The 17,931-nt window shown below is 45.7% G+C and carries 19 protein-coding genes and 4 tRNA genes; all 23 read left to right on the top strand.

All coding sequences use genetic code 11. The features are described 5' to 3' along the window. Nucleotides 1-143: 143 nt before the first annotated feature. Complete coding sequence (locus BWI97_RS15235) at nt 144-1,157, top strand: heme A synthase (protein ID WP_102201597.1); 1,014 nt, start codon at nt 144-146, stop codon at nt 1,155-1,157. Next, nucleotides 1,150-2,040, top strand: coding sequence for a heme o synthase (gene cyoE / locus BWI97_RS15230; RefSeq protein WP_094815116.1), 891 nt, complete (start codon nt 1,150-1,152; stop codon nt 2,038-2,040). Before BWI97_RS15235 ends, cyoE begins: the two co-directional genes overlap by 8 nt. A gap of 38 nt (nt 2,041-2,078) precedes the next feature. Then, on the top strand, nt 2,079-2,672 hold the full coding sequence (locus tag BWI97_RS15225) for a cytochrome c oxidase subunit 3 (RefSeq protein WP_102201596.1): 594 nt from the start codon (nt 2,079-2,081) through the stop codon (nt 2,670-2,672). 73 nt (nt 2,673-2,745) lie between these two features. Next, nucleotides 2,746-3,507, top strand: a complete 762-nt coding sequence (locus BWI97_RS15220; RefSeq protein WP_102201595.1) for a cytochrome c oxidase subunit 3 — start codon at nt 2,746-2,748, stop codon at nt 3,505-3,507. Between the two features lie 12 nt (nt 3,508-3,519). Further along, nucleotides 3,520-3,852, top strand: coding sequence for a cytochrome C oxidase subunit IV family protein (locus tag BWI97_RS15215; protein ID WP_094815115.1), 333 nt, complete (start codon nt 3,520-3,522; stop codon nt 3,850-3,852). A 56-nt stretch (nt 3,853-3,908) separates the two neighbouring features. Further along, entirely contained in the window at nt 3,909-4,625 is a 717-nt protein-coding gene (locus BWI97_RS15210) for an SCO family protein (RefSeq protein WP_102201594.1), read from the top strand. Further along, entirely contained in the window at nt 4,622-5,173 is a 552-nt protein-coding gene (locus tag BWI97_RS15205) for a DUF420 domain-containing protein (RefSeq protein ID WP_102201593.1), read from the top strand. Before BWI97_RS15210 ends, BWI97_RS15205 begins: the two co-directional genes overlap by 4 nt. 15 nt (nt 5,174-5,188) lie before the next feature. After that, the gene (locus BWI97_RS15200; protein ID WP_094815112.1) at nt 5,189-5,461 is read left to right on the top strand and encodes a hypothetical protein; all 273 of its coding nucleotides are present in this window, start codon (nt 5,189-5,191) and stop codon (nt 5,459-5,461) included. A gap of 161 nt (nt 5,462-5,622) precedes the next feature. Then, the gene (locus BWI97_RS15195) at nt 5,623-6,189 is read left to right on the top strand and encodes an RNA polymerase sigma factor (protein ID WP_233207865.1); all 567 of its coding nucleotides are present in this window, start codon (nt 5,623-5,625) and stop codon (nt 6,187-6,189) included. A 4-nt stretch (nt 6,190-6,193) separates the two neighbouring features. Continuing rightward, nucleotides 6,194-6,973: a hypothetical protein gene (locus BWI97_RS15190; RefSeq protein WP_094815110.1), complete on the top strand. Its 780-nt coding sequence runs from the start codon at nt 6,194-6,196 to the stop codon at nt 6,971-6,973. Nucleotides 6,974-7,026: 53 nt separating this feature from the next. Further along, nucleotides 7,027-8,001, top strand: a complete 975-nt coding sequence (locus BWI97_RS15185; RefSeq protein WP_102201592.1) for an outer membrane beta-barrel protein — start codon at nt 7,027-7,029, stop codon at nt 7,999-8,001. A 269-nt stretch (nt 8,002-8,270) separates the two neighbouring features. Then, nucleotides 8,271-8,353, top strand: a tRNA-Tyr gene (locus tag BWI97_RS15180). Between the two features lie 50 nt (nt 8,354-8,403). Then, a tRNA-Gly gene (locus tag BWI97_RS15175) sits at nt 8,404-8,476 on the top strand. Nucleotides 8,477-8,620: 144 nt separating this feature from the next. Continuing rightward, nucleotides 8,621-8,692 (top strand) — tRNA-Thr (locus tag BWI97_RS15170). A 165-nt stretch (nt 8,693-8,857) separates the two neighbouring features. Then, on the top strand, nt 8,858-10,042 hold the full coding sequence (tuf, locus tag BWI97_RS15165; protein WP_094815108.1) for an elongation factor Tu: 1,185 nt from the start codon (nt 8,858-8,860) through the stop codon (nt 10,040-10,042). A gap of 157 nt (nt 10,043-10,199) precedes the next feature. After that, nucleotides 10,200-10,270, top strand: a tRNA-Trp gene (locus BWI97_RS15160). 94 nt (nt 10,271-10,364) lie between these two features. Then, the gene (gene secE, locus BWI97_RS15155; RefSeq protein WP_094815107.1) at nt 10,365-10,559 is read left to right on the top strand and encodes a preprotein translocase subunit SecE; all 195 of its coding nucleotides are present in this window, start codon (nt 10,365-10,367) and stop codon (nt 10,557-10,559) included. 98 nt (nt 10,560-10,657) lie between these two features. Next, nucleotides 10,658-11,218: a transcription termination/antitermination protein NusG gene (gene nusG, locus BWI97_RS15150; RefSeq protein ID WP_094815105.1), complete on the top strand. Its 561-nt coding sequence runs from the start codon at nt 10,658-10,660 to the stop codon at nt 11,216-11,218. Nucleotides 11,219-11,363: 145 nt separating this feature from the next. Next, complete coding sequence (gene rplK, locus BWI97_RS15145; RefSeq protein WP_102201591.1) at nt 11,364-11,807, top strand: 50S ribosomal protein L11; 444 nt, start codon at nt 11,364-11,366, stop codon at nt 11,805-11,807. A gap of 69 nt (nt 11,808-11,876) precedes the next feature. Then, the gene (gene rplA, locus BWI97_RS15140) at nt 11,877-12,575 is read left to right on the top strand and encodes a 50S ribosomal protein L1 (RefSeq protein ID WP_094815101.1); all 699 of its coding nucleotides are present in this window, start codon (nt 11,877-11,879) and stop codon (nt 12,573-12,575) included. Between the two features lie 3 nt (nt 12,576-12,578). Beyond that, entirely contained in the window at nt 12,579-13,115 is a 537-nt protein-coding gene (rplJ, locus tag BWI97_RS15135) for a 50S ribosomal protein L10 (RefSeq protein ID WP_094815099.1), read from the top strand. Nucleotides 13,116-13,236: 121 nt separating this feature from the next. Beyond that, a complete protein-coding gene (gene rplL / locus BWI97_RS15130) occupies nt 13,237-13,620 on the top strand; it encodes a 50S ribosomal protein L7/L12 (RefSeq protein WP_102201590.1) in 384 nt (127 codons plus the stop codon). A gap of 401 nt (nt 13,621-14,021) precedes the next feature. Beyond that, complete coding sequence (rpoB, locus tag BWI97_RS15125) at nt 14,022-17,885, top strand: DNA-directed RNA polymerase subunit beta (RefSeq protein WP_094815095.1); 3,864 nt, start codon at nt 14,022-14,024, stop codon at nt 17,883-17,885. The last annotated feature ends 46 nt before the right edge of the window (nt 17,886-17,931 follow it).

The following is a 17,931-nucleotide window of genomic DNA, read 5'->3' as shown; positions in this document are numbered from 1 at the left end:
TTGGAAAGAAAGGGCTCCCCAAAGAGCCCTTTCTTTGTTTTGATAGTTTCTGAAATTCAAGTGAAAGAATGGATTGAAATCTTTTTATCGGGGGAATAATTTCGGTCGTATCTTTGTTACCCAGTAGAAGGAACAGTGCCGCTATGAACTTTAGAAAATTAGGCATTGCTACGATTGCCGTTGTTTACTTAGTCGTCGTAGCAGGTGGCGTAGTGCGAAGTACGGGAGCGGGTATGGGTTGCCCCGACTGGCCCCGATGTTTTGGAACGTGGGTACCACCTACCGATATCTCACAATTACCTGCCAATTATCAGGAAATTTTTGGAGCCAAACTGAAAGGAGAGGTACTATTTAATCCAGTGAAAACCTGGACGGAATACGTGAACCGACTGGTTGGTGTACTAGCCGGACTGTTCGTGTTTGCCACTTTACTGGCTTCATTCAAATACTGGAAACAGGATCGTTCACTAGTCTGGCTTTCGCTTGTAGGGTTCATACTGATGGGTTTCCAGGGCTGGTTAGGCTCCAAAGTTGTTTCCACGGAATTGAAACCTCTGATGGTTACGCTACACATGCTGGTGGCAATTGTTATTATCTTTGTACTGATTTACGCCGTAGCCAAAGCTTATTCGAGAGTAACGGAAGTGGAGAAGGTACGGAATAAACCTTTATTAAACCGATTACTGGGCTGGGCTATTGCTCTTTCGGTAGTTCAGGTGTTAATGGGGACGCAGGTACGCGAAGCAATTGATGAAGTCATCTTCAGGATTGGTTATGAGAATCGTAGCCAATGGATTGAACAGGCTAGTCAATCCGGACTCTGGTTTTATGTACACCGGTCCTTTTCTTTGGTTGTGCTTTTCGTTCATGGCTGGTTTATTAAAGCCCTGTGGCAACACACTCGTCAGGATGGATTGCTAAAATCATACGCTAAAGCGATGCTGGCTTTGGTAGTTATTGAAATTCTGACGGGTATCGGCATGGCGTATTTCTCCATTCCGGCTTACTTACAACCCGTACACCTTACGCTGGCATTGATCATGCTGGGCGTCCAATTTGTAGCTTATTTACTGTTGAATGCCGAACGTGTGTTCGGTACCATTAAAGCGGCATCGACTGATCCCTATTCAGCGGCCTTAGGAACGAGCAATGTCTGAAGTAAAAACGAGTGTATTAGAACTTACCTGGCAGGAAAAAGCGAAAGCATATGTTGAATTACTCAAGCATCGCCTGAGTAGCTTTGTTGCTTTATCCGGAGCCTTTGGTTATTATCTGGCTGTTAAAGAAGTAGACTGGGCGAAACTGATTCTGATTACAATTGCCGGATTTTTCATTACAGCAGCTTCGAACATCATTAATCAGATTTATGAAAAGGATAGCGATGCGTTGATGAAACGTACGCGGAATCGGCCTTTACCTTCAGGACGACTGACGGTACGCGAAGCCACTATCTACTGTTTGTTGCTGACCGTATTCAGCCTTTTTCTGTTTGTCCATTTCTTCAATTTTCGTTCGGCTATCGTAGCCATTCTTTCGGTCATCTTATACGGGTTTGTTTACACGCCGTTAAAACGTTCAGGACCGATTGCCGTATTTGTAGGAGCCATTCCCGGAGCCTTGCCTCCCATGATTGGATGGGTAGCTGCTACGAATCAGTTTGGTTGGGAGCCTGGCGTATTATTTGCCATCCAGTTTTTCTGGCAGTTCCCACATTTCTGGGCATTGGCCTGGATGATCGATGAAGATTACAAACAGGCGGGAATCCAGTTATTACCCTACAAAGGAGACAAAGGAGCAAAAACCGCCCGGGCTATCATTGGTTATACCTTATTCCTGGTACCGTTAGGCTGGATTCCCTATGAGTTAGGCATTACAGGTATGACTTCAGCGATTATCGCTACCATTGGTGGACTTCTTTTCCTGGGTCATGCGTTCTATTTAAAGCGGGAAATCAGTGATGCCGCCGCCCGTCGTTTGTTTTTCGTTTCCATTACCTATCTGCCGATTCTCCAAATCGTATTTTTACTGGATAAAGCTTAACGTAGCTTTTTTAACGTAATCGCAGCATTTACATCGTCATGAATACTGAAATAACATCTGCCCCAAGTTTGATGGAAGAAGCCAAACCCACCTTTTCTTTTCATCCTAAGAAATTCATGCTCTGGCTAACGATTGCCGCCATCACCATGTCCTTTGCGGGCTGGACGAGTGCGTATTTGGTACGCCGGGCTGAAGGGAACTGGCTTGAGTTTGAAATACCAATGATTTTCTGGTATAGTACTGGTGTTCTGTTGATCAGTAGTCTTTTTATGCATTTATCGGTACGAGCTGCAAAAAAAGACCAATTTGGCCAACTCAAAACAGCGATTTCGATTACTTTTGCACTCGGCTTGGTATTTCTGTACCTGCAAGTAGAAGGTTTCTACGAGTTAGTTCATCAGAAATTATTCCTGGTTGGTAATCCAGCTGTTTCTTTTTTTGACGTATTGATTTTTATTCACGGCCTGCACATCATTAGTGGTCTGATTGTTTTAATCTTTGCTTTTGTGGCAGCCTGGCGAATGCAAATCCACGCGAAAAAAAGAGACCGTATTGAAATGGCAGCGATGTACTGGCACTTTTTAGATGCTTTGTGGCTCTACCTTTTCATCTTCTTGCTGAATTTCCGCTAGTAAAAAGCCACGATATTACGCCTCTCAACGGAGCGAAAAACGAAATTATTAACTGTAAACTGAATTAGCGTACATGGCAACACATGCTGCTGCTGAACCGAAACAACTATGGCTGGGCGGTGCCGAACCGATGAAAGCCAGCTATGGTAAACTGATGATGTGGTTGTTCCTCTTATCAGATGCCTTTTCTTTCTCCGGCCTGTTAATTGCATATGGACTGGTGCGTTATGCCCACCCAGCATACGACGGAGAAATTGACAAATTCGTTTTTTCGAATCAGTACTGGCCAATTCCAGAACGCGTATTTGAAGCGGTTCCTTTCTTCCACGGGTATCAGTTACCTCTGGTTTTCGTAGGATTGATGACCTTCATTTTGATTTTTAGTTCAGTAACGATGGTATTAGCGGTTGAAGCTGGTCACCGGAAAGACAAAGCTGATGTTGAAAAATGGATGCTGTGGACGATCTTGGGTGGTATCACCTTTTTGGGCTCACAAGCCTGGGAGTGGGGTCACTTCATTACGGGTACTGATACGCCTACTACTTTAACGGACGTAATCAATGGTGTACAGGTAACGAAAGATGTATTCGGAGCTAACCTGCATGTGAACCAGTATGGTCCGCAACCTTTTGCTGATTTCTTCTTCTTTATTACGGGTTTCCACGGTACGCACGTAACCTCTGGCGTTGTTTTGAACATCATCGTATTCTTTAATGTTTGCATGGGGCTTTACGAGCGTCGCGGACATTACGAAATGGTCGAAAAAGTTGGTCTGTACTGGCACTTTGTGGATCTCGTCTGGGTCTTTGTATTTACATTTTTTTACCTGGTATAATCGAAAAGAAATATGGCATCGGAATACAATGAATATGTAGAGAAGGATGGCAAGATGGTAGCCAAGCCGCAAACGAAAAAGATTTGGCGTACTTTTTGGATTCTATTACTCATTACGGTTCTCGAATTCGTCGTAGCGTTTACCTTGCCCCACAACATGCACTTGTTGAAGGTATCCATCTTCGTGATTATGACCATTGTAAAGGCTGCATACATCATGGGTGAATTCATGCACTTGTCGGGTGAAACCAAGAGTTTATTCTGGACCATTATTGTCCCGCTCGTTTTCATTGCGTGGTTAGTACTGGCTTTGTTGCTGGAAGGTGGTTTCATCTCTTCTTACTAAGCGTTTAGTCTGGAACGATTCAGAAGCGTATGTACGCTTCATGAGGAGCAATAGCTATGTGGAATATTAAAAAAGCCGGAATCCTAATCTTGATGTTAGTGATTCCGGTTTTATTCTTTTTGTGGATTCGCTTTGGGGGTGTCAATCACTATTCACTGCCCCGGTATTTTCCGTTACGAGATACACTGACCAACCAGGTGATCATTAAGAAAAATGGCCCAAATAAAGCCTGGTGGGAGCCCGAGCAGGATACACTTTATCATACGATTCCGGCGTTTCATTTGCTTAATCAGGATAGTACTTGGGTAAATCAGGACCTGCTGAAAGGGAAAATCGTAGTAGCTGATTTTTTCTTTAGTCGTTGTCCAACGATTTGTCCGAAGATGGCAACGCAATTAAACCGCATTCAGGATGTGTTTATCAATAATCCAAATGTGTTGATCGTTTCCCATTCGATTGATCCTACGCACGATACTCCATCAGTTCTACGTTCGTACGGCAAACGTTATGATGCTGAACCTGGCAAGTGGGTATTTCTAACGGGTGACAAGCCCCAGATCTATCAACTGGCTATCAAAGGGTACAAGCTGGCTGTACAGGATGACAACGCCCAAACTGCAGATGCTTTTACGCATGACAGCAAACTGGTACTAGTAGATAAAGAGGGCGTTATTCGGGGCTACTATGATGGTGAGGATAAAGAAGAAATTGATCGGTTAATCCTTGAGATTAGGGTATTACTGGATATTTATAAAAAACGAGAATCCAAATGAGTCCGTTGACGATACCGCAGAAAAAGCAAAAGAGCTACCTGCGACTCATTCGCATTTTATCTGTTGCTATCCCCCTGGCGGTAGCGGTGCTTCTCAATCCACGGGTACCGAAGTTACAACTCGGTGAATGGACGAAACTTTTGCCCCATCTGAATGCCCTTATCAATACGGCTACTTCTGTTCTGCTGGTTATAGGATATTTGATGATCAAGCGGGGGAACATTACGGCTCACCGACGGGCCATGCAAACGGCTTTTGTACTCGGTTCGTTTTTTCTGGTTTCTTATGTCTTATACCACCTGACCAACGAATCGACTGCTTTTGGTGGAGCGGGCGTAAGCGTACGAACTTTTTATTACGTTATCTTAGTTAGCCATATTGTACTGTCCATCATCGTTGTTCCCTTTGTATTACTGGCGGTATATTATGCCTGGAGTAACCAGATCCCACGGCATAAGCGAATTGTGAAAGTGACGTATCCTTTATGGCTATATGTATCTGTAACAGGTGTGATTGCTTATTTGATGATTAGTCCGTATTACCAATAAAGTTTTCCATAACCAATGAAACGTTTGCTGGCTTCCGGTGTATTGGTACTGCTTTCCTGTACCCTTACGTTCGCCCAATGTGCTATGTGTCGGGCTTCCGTAGAAAGTACGTATAGTGATGGTCATTATCTGAGTGGTTCTGGCCTGAATACGGGAATTTTATATCTGCTAGTCATGCCTTATTTAATTGTGGCTTTGATTGCTTACTTCTGGTACCGTAGCAGCCGTAAGGAATACGCTCAGAAAATAGCTCTTTGGCAACGCATGAAAGGCATTACCCAACAGTAGTTGAATTATAGTGATTGATTTATTGCCGATAGATAGCCTTCCGGTCCCTGACTGGAAGGTTTTTATTTTTCTATTACTTTACAATAAATTTTAAGAAGCCCTGCAACCTTTGTAGATGGCTCAGCATCTACGAGTCAGTAGAACCACCCTTATCCCGTCTTGTGAAACTTTTATCTTTATTTCAAACGGAAGAGCAATTGGTGAAAGCCTGTCAGAAGGCCGACCCTAAAGCCCAGCGACGGGTGTACGAAAAGTACTCGGCCCGGATGCTAGCCGTTTGCCGAAGATATTTCAAAGATGAGTACGAAGCTGAAGAATGCATGGTGGAAGGGTTTGTGAAAGTGTTTGAACGCATCAGTCAGTTTAAGCTGGAGGGAAGTTTTGAGGGTTGGATTCGTCGAATTGTAGTCAATGAATGTCTGATGGCGTTGCGTTCGAAAAAACAGCTGGGCTGGCAAACGAGTTATGATGAAATCCTGTATGAACCCGATCCGCAGCTACCTGAGACATCGCTCGAAGTAGCTGATTTACTCAAGCTGGTAGATCAGCTGCCTACGGGTTACCGAACAGTATTTAACTTATACGCTATTGATGGGTACAGCCATGAAGAAATTGCTCGTACCTTGCAAATAACCGAGAGTACATCCAAATCGCAATTACACCGGGCTAGAGCGTTGTTACAACGGCTCATTACCGAAACCGATGCCCGGTTGTCAATAAATTATTAATCGTATGAAAGAACCGAAAGAAAATCATCCGATTGACCACTTGTTCGCCGGAAAATTAAAGAATCACGAGCAAGTACCCCGATCTGAAGCCTGGAATAAGCTGGAGTCACGGCTGAACAATAGCCATACGCAGCGGAAAGGATTGCCTTTATGGGCTAGGTACTCGGCAGCGGCTTCCGTAGGCGTATTGCTACTAGCGGGTTGGTGGATGATTCAACCATCTACTACATCCAGGGGGCCGGAGTTAGCAGTAGAAAAACCTCAAGTGGTACAGCCCATCGCTACTCCTCAGCAAGAAGCAAAACCTGAGGTTACGCCCAATGCAGTCGAGACAACTATTGAACGGACACCGCAGGCAGAACTGGCTATCACAAAAAGAAAAGCACAGCCAGCAAAAGTTGTGGAGCCCAAGACGCGACCAGTACCGGTTGAAGAACAGCTCGCCGTCGCTACCCCTACAGTGAGTCCTACGCCACAAATGGCAGAGACTAAGCCGTCTGTAAACGTCGCCACAAATGCACCTGAAGAAATGGTTGCTCGGGCAGTTACAAAAACTCAGGAAGCGGTAGAACCCAAAGTTTTTATAGTCAAAGTAACGGAAACCAGTGAAGCTGCTCCAGGTGAAGCCAGAGACGAAGCGATGGGGAAACGTTCGAAGGGTAAGTTCTTCTCTCGTCTGGCCAAAGGTATCAAACACATTCAGGAAGGAGAGTGGAAAGAAGTGGGTCTGGACGGAAAAATGATTATGGCCCGGACTGAGGACAATCTTTTTAAAAAGAATTAAGCAACCTTTCGTACGTATTGGACATCTGGAAGTTAAATCGTTAGAAATATCTTATGAAACGCATCGTTACCGCTTTGCTGGCCTTTCTAGGGACGCTGGGCATGGCTTCTGCCAGTGATATTGTTCGGGATTCGATTATTGTAGTGATGGGAGATAAGTCCCGCATTATCATTTACGGAGAGAATAAGGAGGAATTAAAAAAGCTACTCAACTACGACGTAAATCGTTTGCTGAAGGATGTCGGCGGTAAGATTGATTCCACTTCACAGCGGAGTACTACTCGGATCACGTTGGGTGAGATAGACGGAGAGAAGTACCTGGAGAAAGTAGGAATTGAGCTGAATGGTTACCGGATTACTTCGAGTGGAGATACCGTTTACTACAAAGGCAGTAAACGAGTAAAGCGTACGCGTCCGTGGTGGCAAAACGATCAGGATAACTTCGTAATTTCTTTTGGCTTAAACGCTTACGGTAAAAAAGAAGATCTGAATTATAATCCGGAAGACTACGATTTACGTCCGCTGGGATCACGCTTTTTCTCGCTCGGGTTTTACCGGAATCCAACGCTCATCAAAGGTGAAGACGTAGCATTGCGAATGCGACTGGGCTTTGAGTTCACCTGGTATAACTTTATGTTCGAAGGGAATAATGTAGCCAGGAAAGGGCCTGAACGCATTGAATTTACTGAGTTTACGGAACCTCTGAAAAAGAGTAAACTTACCGTGTGTTACGTGACCGTACCCGTAATGCCAACCATTGCCATCCGCAAAGGAGCCGTTTCACATATTGGGGCGGGGGGCTACGTCGGCTATCGGTTGGATAGCTATACGAAAACTAAAACGCAGAATAACAAGAAAGACCATAATCACGCTGGCTACTGGTTGAACGATTTTCGGTACGGACTGATGGCAGAAATTGGATTCCGTAACTCTGTCGATCTGTTTTTCCAATATGACCTTAATGAGTTGTATCAGGAAGCACGTGGTCCCCGTGTACAGGCCGTTAGCTTTGGTGTTCGTCTAAACTAAGGCTCATCAGAATCAAGGAAAAGAGCAGTCGACGAGTCGGCTGCTCTTTTTTCATAAAGAATAAATTTTTTTTTTGAGTGGAATCAAAAGTGTGAAGCGTTTGACAATGAAAGGCTTAGCTTGTAGTAAAGCTGAACACAGAGAGGGGGAGACGAACTTTTTTTAAGCAGGGGCTTGACATGGGCTAAAGAACACTATACTTTTGCAACTCCAAACCGGAAGGTAAAGGGAAAAAGTTCTCTGATACAAGATTAAAAGAATTACCATTTGGGGCGATACCAGAGTGGCCAAATGGGGCAGACTGTAAATCTGCTAGCGTATGCTTACGGTGGTTCGAATCCATCTCGCCCCACAATTGATAAGAACCCGTTGGGTCGGGTTCTTATTTTAGTTTAGTCGTATGCGGGCGTAGCTCAGTTGGTAGAGCGGCAGCCTTCCAAGCTGCAGGTCGCGGGTTCGAGCCTCGTCGCCCGCTCAAACATTTGAGCGTTTAGTTTTTAAAATTCTTTCCATTCGGGAAGAATTTTTGTGTAAAGTTTCAGTTACGCTCGTAAGATTTACCCATTACAACGGAGATTTGCCGCTTACTTGTAAATCTCAAACGTAAGTAAAGATTATTGCCTTTGTAGCTCAGGGGTAGAGCACTTCCTTGGTAAGGAAGAGGTCAGGGGTTCAAATCCCCTCAAAGGCTCTGAAACTTTCTTTCCGTAGTTTAGGTTGAAAGATCAGGCATTGCGAAATCCCTCTCCGCATAGAGAGGGACTTTTTTCGTAAGGAAAGGTGCAAGTGACTCATTTCGCAAGTACACTTTCATCAATATTAAACCCAATCGCGAAACCGATAATTCTCTTAAAAAATGGCAAAGGAGACTTTTGACCGCTCGAAACCGCACGTCAACATTGGTACAATTGGTCACGTTGACCACGGTAAGACGACTTTGACTGCTGCGATCACTAAAGTTCTTTCTGAGAAAGGTCTGGCCGAGAAGAGAGACTTCTCCCAAATTGACAACGCTCCTGAAGAACGTGAACGTGGTATCACGATCAATACGGCACACGTAGAATACCAAACTGAAAATCGTCACTACGCTCACGTTGACTGCCCTGGTCACGCGGATTATGTGAAGAACATGGTAACGGGTGCTGCCCAGATGGATGGTGCAATCATCGTAGTAGCTGCTACGGATGGTCCAATGCCCCAGACTCGTGAGCACATCCTGCTCGCTCGTCAGGTTGGTGTACCCCAGCTGGTTGTATTCATGAACAAGGTTGACATGGTAGACGATCCAGAATTATTGGAACTCGTTGAAATGGAAATCCGTGACCTGCTGAGCTTCTACCAGTTCGACGGTGATAACATTCCTGTAATCCAAGGTTCTGCTCTGGGTGGCTTGAATGGCGAACCCAAATGGGTTGAAACCATCGACCAACTGATGGACGCAGTTGATAGCTGGATCCCAACGCCTGCTCGTGAAACCGACAAACCCTTCCTGATGCCTGTTGAGGACGTATTCTCAATCACGGGTCGTGGAACGGTAGCTACCGGTCGTATCGAAACGGGTGTAATCAACTCTGGTGATCCTGTTGAGATCCTGGGTATGGGTGCTGAAAACCTGAAATCTACGGTAACGGGTGTGGAAATGTTCCGCAAAATCCTTGACCGTGGAGAAGCTGGTGACAACGTAGGTCTGCTCCTCCGTGGTGTTGAGAAAACTGATATCCGTCGTGGTATGGTTATCTGTAAGCCTGGTTCAGTGAAGCCTCACAACCACTTCAAAGCTGAGGTGTATATCCTCTCTAAAGAAGAAGGTGGTCGTCACACGCCGTTCTTTAACAAATACCGTCCTCAGTTCTACTTCCGTACCACGGACGTAACGGGCGAGATCATGTTACCTGAGAACGTAGAAATGGTTATGCCTGGTGATAACATCACGATCGACGTAACCCTGATTAACCCCATTGCTATGGATAAAGGTCTGCGTTTCGCAATTCGCGAAGGTGGCCGTACTGTAGGTGCTGGTCAGGTTACTGAAATCCTGTAATTTTAGTATACTCGTAAAGAAAGCGTCTCGTTTCGGGACGCTTTCTTTATTTATAGAGAAAAAGTTTTCAGTTTACTGGAAAATAATTGTCCAGATAGTTGACGAACTCAAAACAAAACTCTATTTTTGCAGTCCCAAAATAAGAGTACATGCACACACGGGCATAGTATAAGGGTAGTACAGAGGTCTCCAAAACCTTCGGTCTGGGTTCGAATCCTGGTGCCCGTGCAACTAAGTTTCAGGTTTAAAGTTTAAAGTACCCCTTGATGAAAGCTCTTCATCAGACTTTAAACTTTAAACCTGAAAACTTTAAACTAAACACATGGAAAAGGTAACGTCTTTGTTTAAAGCTTCCTGGGACGAAGTGACGCAGCATATCACCTGGCCTCCGTTCAAAGATCTCCAATCAAGCTCCTGGTTAGTACTGATTGCTTCATTGATCTTCGCGATCGTGGTAGGACTGATGGATGCCGGTTTCCAGAATTTGCTGGATCTTTTCTATAGCCTCTCCAAGTAAGTAACGCGTTTACGGTTGGCAGTTTACAGTTTACAGTTGGTACATCCAAGCAGCGTTTACTGAAAACTGAAAATTGGAAACTGAAAACTGAGAAGAATATGAGTAACGTGAATTGGTATGTTTTGCGGGCCGTTTCCGGTCAGGAGAAGAAAGTAAAATCTTATCTGGAGAATGAAGTAGCCAGACAGGAATTACAGGACTCTGTACCGCAAATTCTGATTCCGTCGGAGAAAATTGTGGAAATGCGGAATGGTAAAAAACGCATCCGTGAAAAAGCATTTTTCCCCGGTTATATCATGATTTCAGCGGACTTGTCCAACGGAGAAGTAATGCACTTGATTACCAGTATGCCCGGCGTAATTGGGTTTCTGGGTAGTAATGATAAAGACAAGAATTCCAAAATTCCTGTTCCCCTGCGAGCTTCTGAAGTAAAACGAATGCTGGGTCAGGTGGATGAGGTCGTCGAAGAGACTTCTGCTTCATCGGTATCCTTCCTGAAAGGCGAATCGGTTAAAGTAATGGATGGTCCTTTCAGCGGCTTTACAGGAACGATTGAAGAGATCTTCGACGATAAGAAGAAACTTCACGTAACGGTTAAAATCTTCGGCCGTAATACCCCCGTCGAGTTAAGTTACGCTCAAGTAGAAAAAGAAAGCTAAGACGAACACGTAGCTTATCCCAGGGTGTTGTGAGCCACCGGGGTAGATGGCAGTTCAAGCTTCCAAAGAGTTGCCCAAGTTTCGTTTCTGCTTCTTTCGATAGATGCAACGTGGGCTGGATACAGCCCAAAATTTTATCCAAACAATGGCTAAGCAAATCACCGGATACGTCAAATTGCAAGTGAAAGGTGGACAGGCTAACCCATCGCCCCCAATCGGGCCGGCACTGGGTTCCAAAGGTCTGAACATCATGGAATTCTGCAAGCAGTTCAATGCTCGTACCCAAGATAAAATGGGTCAGGTATTGCCTGTACTGATTACCTACTATTCAGATAAGTCGTTTGATTTCGTAATCAAAACGCCTCCTGCTGCTAACCTGCTGCTCGAAGCTTCTAAAGTGAAACTGGGTTCTGCTCAGCCTAACCTGAAGAAAGTGGGTTCAGTAAGCTGGGATCAGGTGAAAACGATTGCTGAAACGAAAATGCCCGATTTGAACTGCTTTACGATCGAAGCTGCCATGAAAATGGTTGCTGGAACGGCTCGCAGTATGGGTATCACGGTTTCAGGTAACGCTCCCTGGCAAGAATAATTTTCCCAACGGGGGAGAGCAGACCTACTTGTAGGAAAGCTCGTCATCACCCCAAAATAGTCCATAAACATGGCAAAGTTAACTAAAAAGCAAAAAGAAGCTCGTTCAAAATTCGACCAGGCTCAGGCATATGAACTGGAGAAAGCTGCGGCGATTTTGAAAGAGATTTCTTACACCAAATTCGACGCTTCAATTGACATTGATGTGCGTTTAGGTGTAGATCCCCGTAAAGCGGATCAAATGGTACGTGGCGTAGTTGCCCTTCCCCACGGAACGGGTAAAGACGTTCGGGTACTGGTTCTTTGTACTCCCGACAAAGTGGAAGAAGCGAAGGCTGCCGGTGCTGACTACGTAGGTCTGGACGAGTATATCGAAAAGATCATGGGTGGTTGGACGGACATCGATGTAATCATCACGATGCCTACGGTAATGGCTAAAATCGGTCGTTTAGGTAAAATCCTCGGTCCCCGTGGTTTGATGCCTAACCCTAAATCTGGTACCGTTACGCTGGAAGTAGGTAACGCCGTTCGCGAGGTGAAAGCTGGTAAAATCGACTTCAAAGTAGACAAAACAGGTATCATCCATACTTCGATTGGTAAAGTATCTTTTGATGCGAATAAGTTGGCTGAGAATGCCCAGGAAGTAATCAATACCCTGGTTAAACTGAAGCCTTCTTCGGCCAAAGGTACCTATGTGAAGAGCATCTTCCTGTCTAGTACCATGAGCCCGAGTGTAGAAATCGATAAAAACACTGTAAACGGTCTGTAAGTCATGACGAGAGAAGAAAAAGGTGCGATCATTGAGGAGCTGGCTGAAAAGTTCAAGTCTACTCCTTACTTCTATATCACCGACGCGGCTGGCATGTCTGTAGCTCAGACAAACGACCTTCGTCGGAAATGTTTCCAGGCTGGCGTTGAGTACCGGGTAGTAAAAAATACGCTGATTGCAAAAGCTCTTGAGCAATTAGATACGGACTATTCGGCCTTTAACGAAGGCGTACTGAAAGGTTTCAGTGGAATCATGTTCCACACGGAATCAGGTAAAGTACCTGCGAAACTGATCAAGGATTTCATTAAGGAATCTGGTAAAGCCAACAAACTTAAGTTCAAAGGTGCTTCGGTTGATTACAGCGTATTCGCTGGTGAAGACCAACTCGAAACCCTGATTTCTCTGAAATCGAAACAAGAACTCGTTGGCGAAATCATCGGTCTGTTACAATCACCTGCCAAGAACGTTATCAGCGGTCTGCAGAGTGGCGGCAACAAACTGGCTGGTATCCTCAAAACGCTTTCTGAGCGTCCTGAGTAATTCAGTAAGTCGGTTGAAGAAACCATTTCCGAAGCTGGCCCTGAACATTGATTTGGCTTCCAAGCCTGAATATATATCACTCTGTTTTTAATCATTTCGAAAAAATTTAAAGCATAATAAAATGGCAGATTTAAAAGCATTCGCTGAGCAGCTTGTAAACCTGACGGTTAAAGAAGTTAACGAACTGGCACAAATCCTGAAGGATGAGTATGGCATCGAGCCTGCTGCTGCTGCTCCCGTAATGGTAGCTGGTGGTGCTGCTGGTGGAGACGCTACTCCTGCAGCTGAAGAAAAAACTTCTTTCGACGTAATCCTGAAGTCAGCTGGTGCTGGTAAACTTCAAGTGGTGAAAGTGGTGAAAGACCTGACCGGTCTGGGCCTGAAAGAAGCGAAAGAACTCGTTGACGGTGCTCCTAAAGCCGTTAAAGAAGGCGTAAGCAAAGACGAAGCTGAAGCTCTGAAGAAATCTTTGGAAGAAGCTGGTGCTGAAGTAGAAGTGAAGTAATTCACGCTACGATAGAAGATTCATTCTATCACAGGATAGACCCGGTCATTTGGCTGGGTCTTTCCTGCGTTAAAAGGTTAAAGTTTTCAGTAACTCGTTCTTTTGTAGCTAATGGACTGATACCCAGTACTAAGTTCATCACCTACAAAAGTCTTTGGCTGGAAACTAACTGCGTACGTATTGCGTTCTATCTTATACAGGCAACACGCCTGATATGATCTAAGGGTCTATCCCAAGCGTTCTTACCCCCGAGAATTACTGCTGAAACACGATTCCATTCGTAGGGGAATCGCAAAGGGAAGTAATTCTGTCAACTACGAGGTACTTATTTGAGAATAAAGCAGCGATCGCTCTTTATTCAGTAACAAATAGTCAGATTCGGACTTTAAAACCGTAGTGCCTTGGCAACAAACAAAACTTCCAGACACAACTTTGCCCGCATCCAGGCCGTCATCGATTATCCTGACTTTCTGGACCTGCAGGTCAAGTCTTTCAAGGAGTTTTTCCAATTGGAAACTCCGGCGGATCGCCGCAAAAACGAAGGACTTTTCAAAGTTTTTGCTGAAAACTTCCCGATTACTGATTCACGGGAAAATTACATTCTCGAATTCGTTGACTTCTCGATTGATCCTCCTAAATACTCCGTTGATGAAAGTATCGACCGGGGTTTAACGTATGCATTGCCCCTGAAGGCGAAGCTGCGTTTACGGAGTGAAGATCCGGACAACGAAGATTTCGAAACGATTGAACAGGAAGTTTTCTTAGGAAATATTCCTTACATGACCGAGCGTGGTTCCTTTGTAATCAATGGAGCCGAGCGGGTTATCGTATCACAATTACACCGTTCACCGGGTGTGTTCTTCTCGATGAGCAAGCACACGAACGGTTCTAAACTGTATTCAGCCCGGATTATTCCTTTCAAAGGATCCTGGATAGAATTCTCAACCGACATCAATAACGTCATGTACGCGTACATTGACCGGAAGAAGAAATTCCCGGTTACGACGCTGTTACGGGCGATTGGTTTCGGTTCTGATAAAGAAATTCTTGACCTCTTCGGCTTATCAGAAGAACTTCCCGCTACGCCTGCTGCTCTGAAAAGAGCGTTGGGTCGTAAGCTGGCCGCTCGTGTGTTGCGTACCTGGCAGGAAGATTTCGTAGATGAAGATACAGGAGAGGTAATGTCGATCGACCGGAACGAAATCCTGATGGAACGCGATTCCGTAGTATCGGCCGAAGACGTAGATATGATCTTGGAAAGCGGCGTAAAATCGATCATCCTGCATAAGGAAGATATGAACATCGCCGATTACAACATCATTTATAACACCTTGCAGAAAGATTCTGCGAACTCCGAAAAAGAAGCCGTTGAGCAGATTTATCGGCAGTTGCGGAATACGGAAGCTCCGGATGAACAAACGGCCCGGGATATTATCCAAAGCCTGTTCTTCTCCGATAAACGTTACGATTTAGGTGACGTAGGTCGGTACCGGATCAACAAGAAGCTGCAACTGGATATCTCAATGGATACGAAGGTCCTGACGACCGAAGATATCGTATCCATCGTGAAGTATCTGATCGGACTGATCAACTCCAAAGCGGTAGTCGATGATATTGACCACTTGTCAAACCGTCGGGTACGTACCGTAGGGGAGCAGTTATATGCTCAGTTTGGTGTCGGTCTCTCCCGGATGGCTCGTACCATCAAGGAGCGGATGAACGTACGTGATAACGAAGATTTCAAACCCGTTGACTTGATCAACGCTCGTACGCTGTCTTCGGTCATCAACTCGTTCTTCGGTACCAACCAGCTGTCTCAGTTCATGGACCAGACCAACCCGCTGGCTGAAATCACGCACAAGCGTCGGATGTCAGCTCTGGGACCTGGTGGTCTGTCTCGCGAGCGTGCCGGTTTCGAGGTTCGTGACGTTCACTATACGCACTACGGTCGTTTGTGTACCATCGAGACTCCGGAAGGTCCGAACATTGGTCTGATTTCTTCGTTGTGCGTGCACGCGAAAATCAACTCGATGGGCTTTATTGAAACGCCGTATCGGGTGATCAAGGACGGAAAAGTAACGGACGAGTTACGTTTCCTGACGGCTGAAGAAGAAGATGGCCAGTACATCGCTCAGGCGAATGCCGCGATTGACGACAAGGGTAACTTCAAAGTTGACAAGATTAAAACGCGTTTCGAAGGTGACTTCCCGATGGCAGCCCCTGCTGAAACGCAGTTAATGGATATTGCTTCGAACCAGATTGTATCGGTAGCTGCCTCGTTGATTCCGTTCCTGGAGCACGATGATGCCAACCGGGCTTTGATGGGATCGAACATGCAACGTCAGGCGGTACCGCTGTTGCGTCCGGAAGCTCCTATCGTAGGTACGGGTCTGGAAGCTCGTGTAGCTGAAGATTCACGTGCCATGGTGGCAGCAGAAGGCGACGGGGTGATCGAGTTCGTGGATGCTACGAAAGTAGTGGTTCGCTACGACCTGACGGATGAAGAGAAACTGGTGAGCTTCGACAGCGAAGTACGTACCTATAATCTGGTGAAATTCCGCCGGACCAACCAGGATACCTGTATCAACCTCAAGCCGATTGTATTCAAAGGCGAGCGGGTAGTGAAAGGTCAAATCTTGACGGAAGGTTACGCTACGCAGCAAGGTGAGCTGGCACTCGGTCGTAACCTGCTGGTGGCTTTCATGCCTTGGCAAGGATACAACTTTGAGGATGCTATTGTAATCTCGGAGAAAATCGTTCGTGATGACGTATTTACGTCGATCCACATCGAAGAGTTTGACCTGGAAGTTCGTGATACCAAACGGGGTGAAGAAGAATTGACTTCTGAAATTCCGAACGTATCCGAAGACATGGTGAAAAACCTCGATGAAACGGGTATCATCCGCATCGGTTCTGAAGTAAAAGAAGGTGACATCCTGATCGGTAAGATTACGCCCAAAGGAGAAACCGATCCGACTCCGGAAGAAAAACTGCTCCGTGCCATCTTTGGTGACAAAGCTGGTGACGTGAAGGATGCTTCCAAAAAAGCACCCCCATCACTCAAAGGGGTAGTTATTGATACGAAGCTCTTCAAACGTCCAAGCAAAGAGAAAGAAGTACGCGAGAAAGCGAAAGCGGACCTCAAAGTACTGATGAAGCAGTACAGCCGTGACCTGAATAAAATCAAGGACACGATGATTGACAAGCTGGCTACGTTGCTGGAAGGTAAAGCTTCACAAGGGGTGAAACACAAATTCGGTGAAGAAGTAATGCCGAAAACGACTCGTTTCACGCGTGCGAACATCGAAACGTACTTGTTCCCTGAGAAGAACCCGTACCGTGACGAAAGTAACTATGCCGTTCCTGAAGAGGTGAACATGCTGACGGATCTTGACCTGAACGGCTGGACGGATGACGCTCACCTCAATGAATTGCTGGTAACCCTGGTGAAAAACTACATCAAGAATCGTAGTGAAGTAGCGGGTCACTTCAAACGGGAACGTTTCGCTCTGGAAGTAGGCGATGAATTACCTGCCGGTATCGTACAGTTAGCGAAAGTATACATCGCCAAGAAGCGTAAGCTGAAGGTAGGGGATAAAATGGCTGGTCGTCACGGTAACAAAGGGGTAGTAGCCCGGATTGTACGTGAAGAAGATATGCCGTTCCTCGAAGATGGTACGCCCGTTAACATCGTCCTCAACCCACTAGGGGTACCTTCACGGATGAACATCGGTCAGATCTACGAAACCGTATTAGCCTGGGCTGGTTTAAAGCTGGGTAAGAAATACGCAACGCCGATCTTCGATGGTGCTACCGAAGAAGAAGTAGTAACGGAATTGAACGCGGCAGGTCTGCCTCCGTTCGGTCGTACGTACCTCTACGATGGTTTATCAGGGGATCGTTTCGATCAACCCGTAACGGTAGGTCTGATGTACATGCTGAAGCTGGGTCACTTAGTTGATGACAAGATGCACGCCCGTTCGATTGGACCTTACTCGCTCATTACGCAACAGCCGCTGGGTGGTAAAGCTCAGTTTGGGGGTCAGCGTTTTGGAGAGATGGAGGTATGGGCACTTGAAGCCTTCGGAGCCTCGCACATTCTGCAGGAAATCCTGACCGTGAAGTCGGATGACGTGCAGGGTCGTGCGAAAGCGTACGAAGCTATCGTGAAAGGTGAAAATCTGCCCAAGCCGAACATTCCGGAATCATTCAATGTATTGATTCACGAATTACGTGGTCTGGCTTTAGAGATCACACTCGATTAATAAAATGCGGAATTAGTCAGGGAAGAAGCTTCTTCCCTGATTCATT

The sequence above is a fragment of the Siphonobacter sp. BAB-5405 genome (assembly GCF_002872335.1).
GTDB lineage: Bacteria > Bacteroidota > Bacteroidia > Cytophagales > Spirosomataceae > Siphonobacter.
Note: the sequence above shows the minus strand (reverse complement) of the source record. Positions and strands in the feature narration are given on the sequence as shown.

Excerpts from the sequence above, each read along its gene's own strand:
- rplL (WP_102201590.1), top strand. The coding sequence starts at position 13,237 with ATGGCAGATTTAAAAGCATTCGCTGAGCAGCTTGTAAACCTGACGGTT.
- nusG (WP_094815105.1), top strand. The coding sequence starts at position 10,658 with ATGAGTAACGTGAATTGGTATGTTTTGCGGGCCGTTTCCGGTCAGGAG.
- BWI97_RS15190 (WP_094815110.1), top strand. The coding sequence starts at position 6,194 with ATGAAAGAACCGAAAGAAAATCATCCGATTGACCACTTGTTCGCCGGA.
- rplK (WP_102201591.1), top strand. The coding sequence starts at position 11,364 with ATGGCTAAGCAAATCACCGGATACGTCAAATTGCAAGTGAAAGGTGGA.
- tuf (WP_094815108.1), top strand. The coding sequence starts at position 8,858 with ATGGCAAAGGAGACTTTTGACCGCTCGAAACCGCACGTCAACATTGGT.
- BWI97_RS15210 (WP_102201594.1), top strand. The coding sequence starts at position 3,909 with ATGTGGAATATTAAAAAAGCCGGAATCCTAATCTTGATGTTAGTGATT.
- secE (WP_094815107.1), top strand. The coding sequence starts at position 10,365 with ATGGAAAAGGTAACGTCTTTGTTTAAAGCTTCCTGGGACGAAGTGACG.
- BWI97_RS15225 (WP_102201596.1), top strand. The coding sequence starts at position 2,079 with ATGAATACTGAAATAACATCTGCCCCAAGTTTGATGGAAGAAGCCAAA.
- BWI97_RS15215 (WP_094815115.1), top strand. The coding sequence starts at position 3,520 with ATGGCATCGGAATACAATGAATATGTAGAGAAGGATGGCAAGATGGTA.
- BWI97_RS15200 (WP_094815112.1), top strand. The coding sequence starts at position 5,189 with ATGAAACGTTTGCTGGCTTCCGGTGTATTGGTACTGCTTTCCTGTACC.
- cyoE (WP_094815116.1), top strand. The coding sequence starts at position 1,150 with ATGTCTGAAGTAAAAACGAGTGTATTAGAACTTACCTGGCAGGAAAAA.
- BWI97_RS15220 (WP_102201595.1), top strand. The coding sequence starts at position 2,746 with ATGGCAACACATGCTGCTGCTGAACCGAAACAACTATGGCTGGGCGGT.
- rplA (WP_094815101.1), top strand. The coding sequence starts at position 11,877 with ATGGCAAAGTTAACTAAAAAGCAAAAAGAAGCTCGTTCAAAATTCGAC.
- rplJ (WP_094815099.1), top strand. The coding sequence starts at position 12,579 with ATGACGAGAGAAGAAAAAGGTGCGATCATTGAGGAGCTGGCTGAAAAG.
- BWI97_RS15205 (WP_102201593.1), top strand. The coding sequence starts at position 4,622 with ATGAGTCCGTTGACGATACCGCAGAAAAAGCAAAAGAGCTACCTGCGA.
- BWI97_RS15185 (WP_102201592.1), top strand. The coding sequence starts at position 7,027 with ATGAAACGCATCGTTACCGCTTTGCTGGCCTTTCTAGGGACGCTGGGC.
- BWI97_RS15235 (WP_102201597.1), top strand. The coding sequence starts at position 144 with ATGAACTTTAGAAAATTAGGCATTGCTACGATTGCCGTTGTTTACTTA.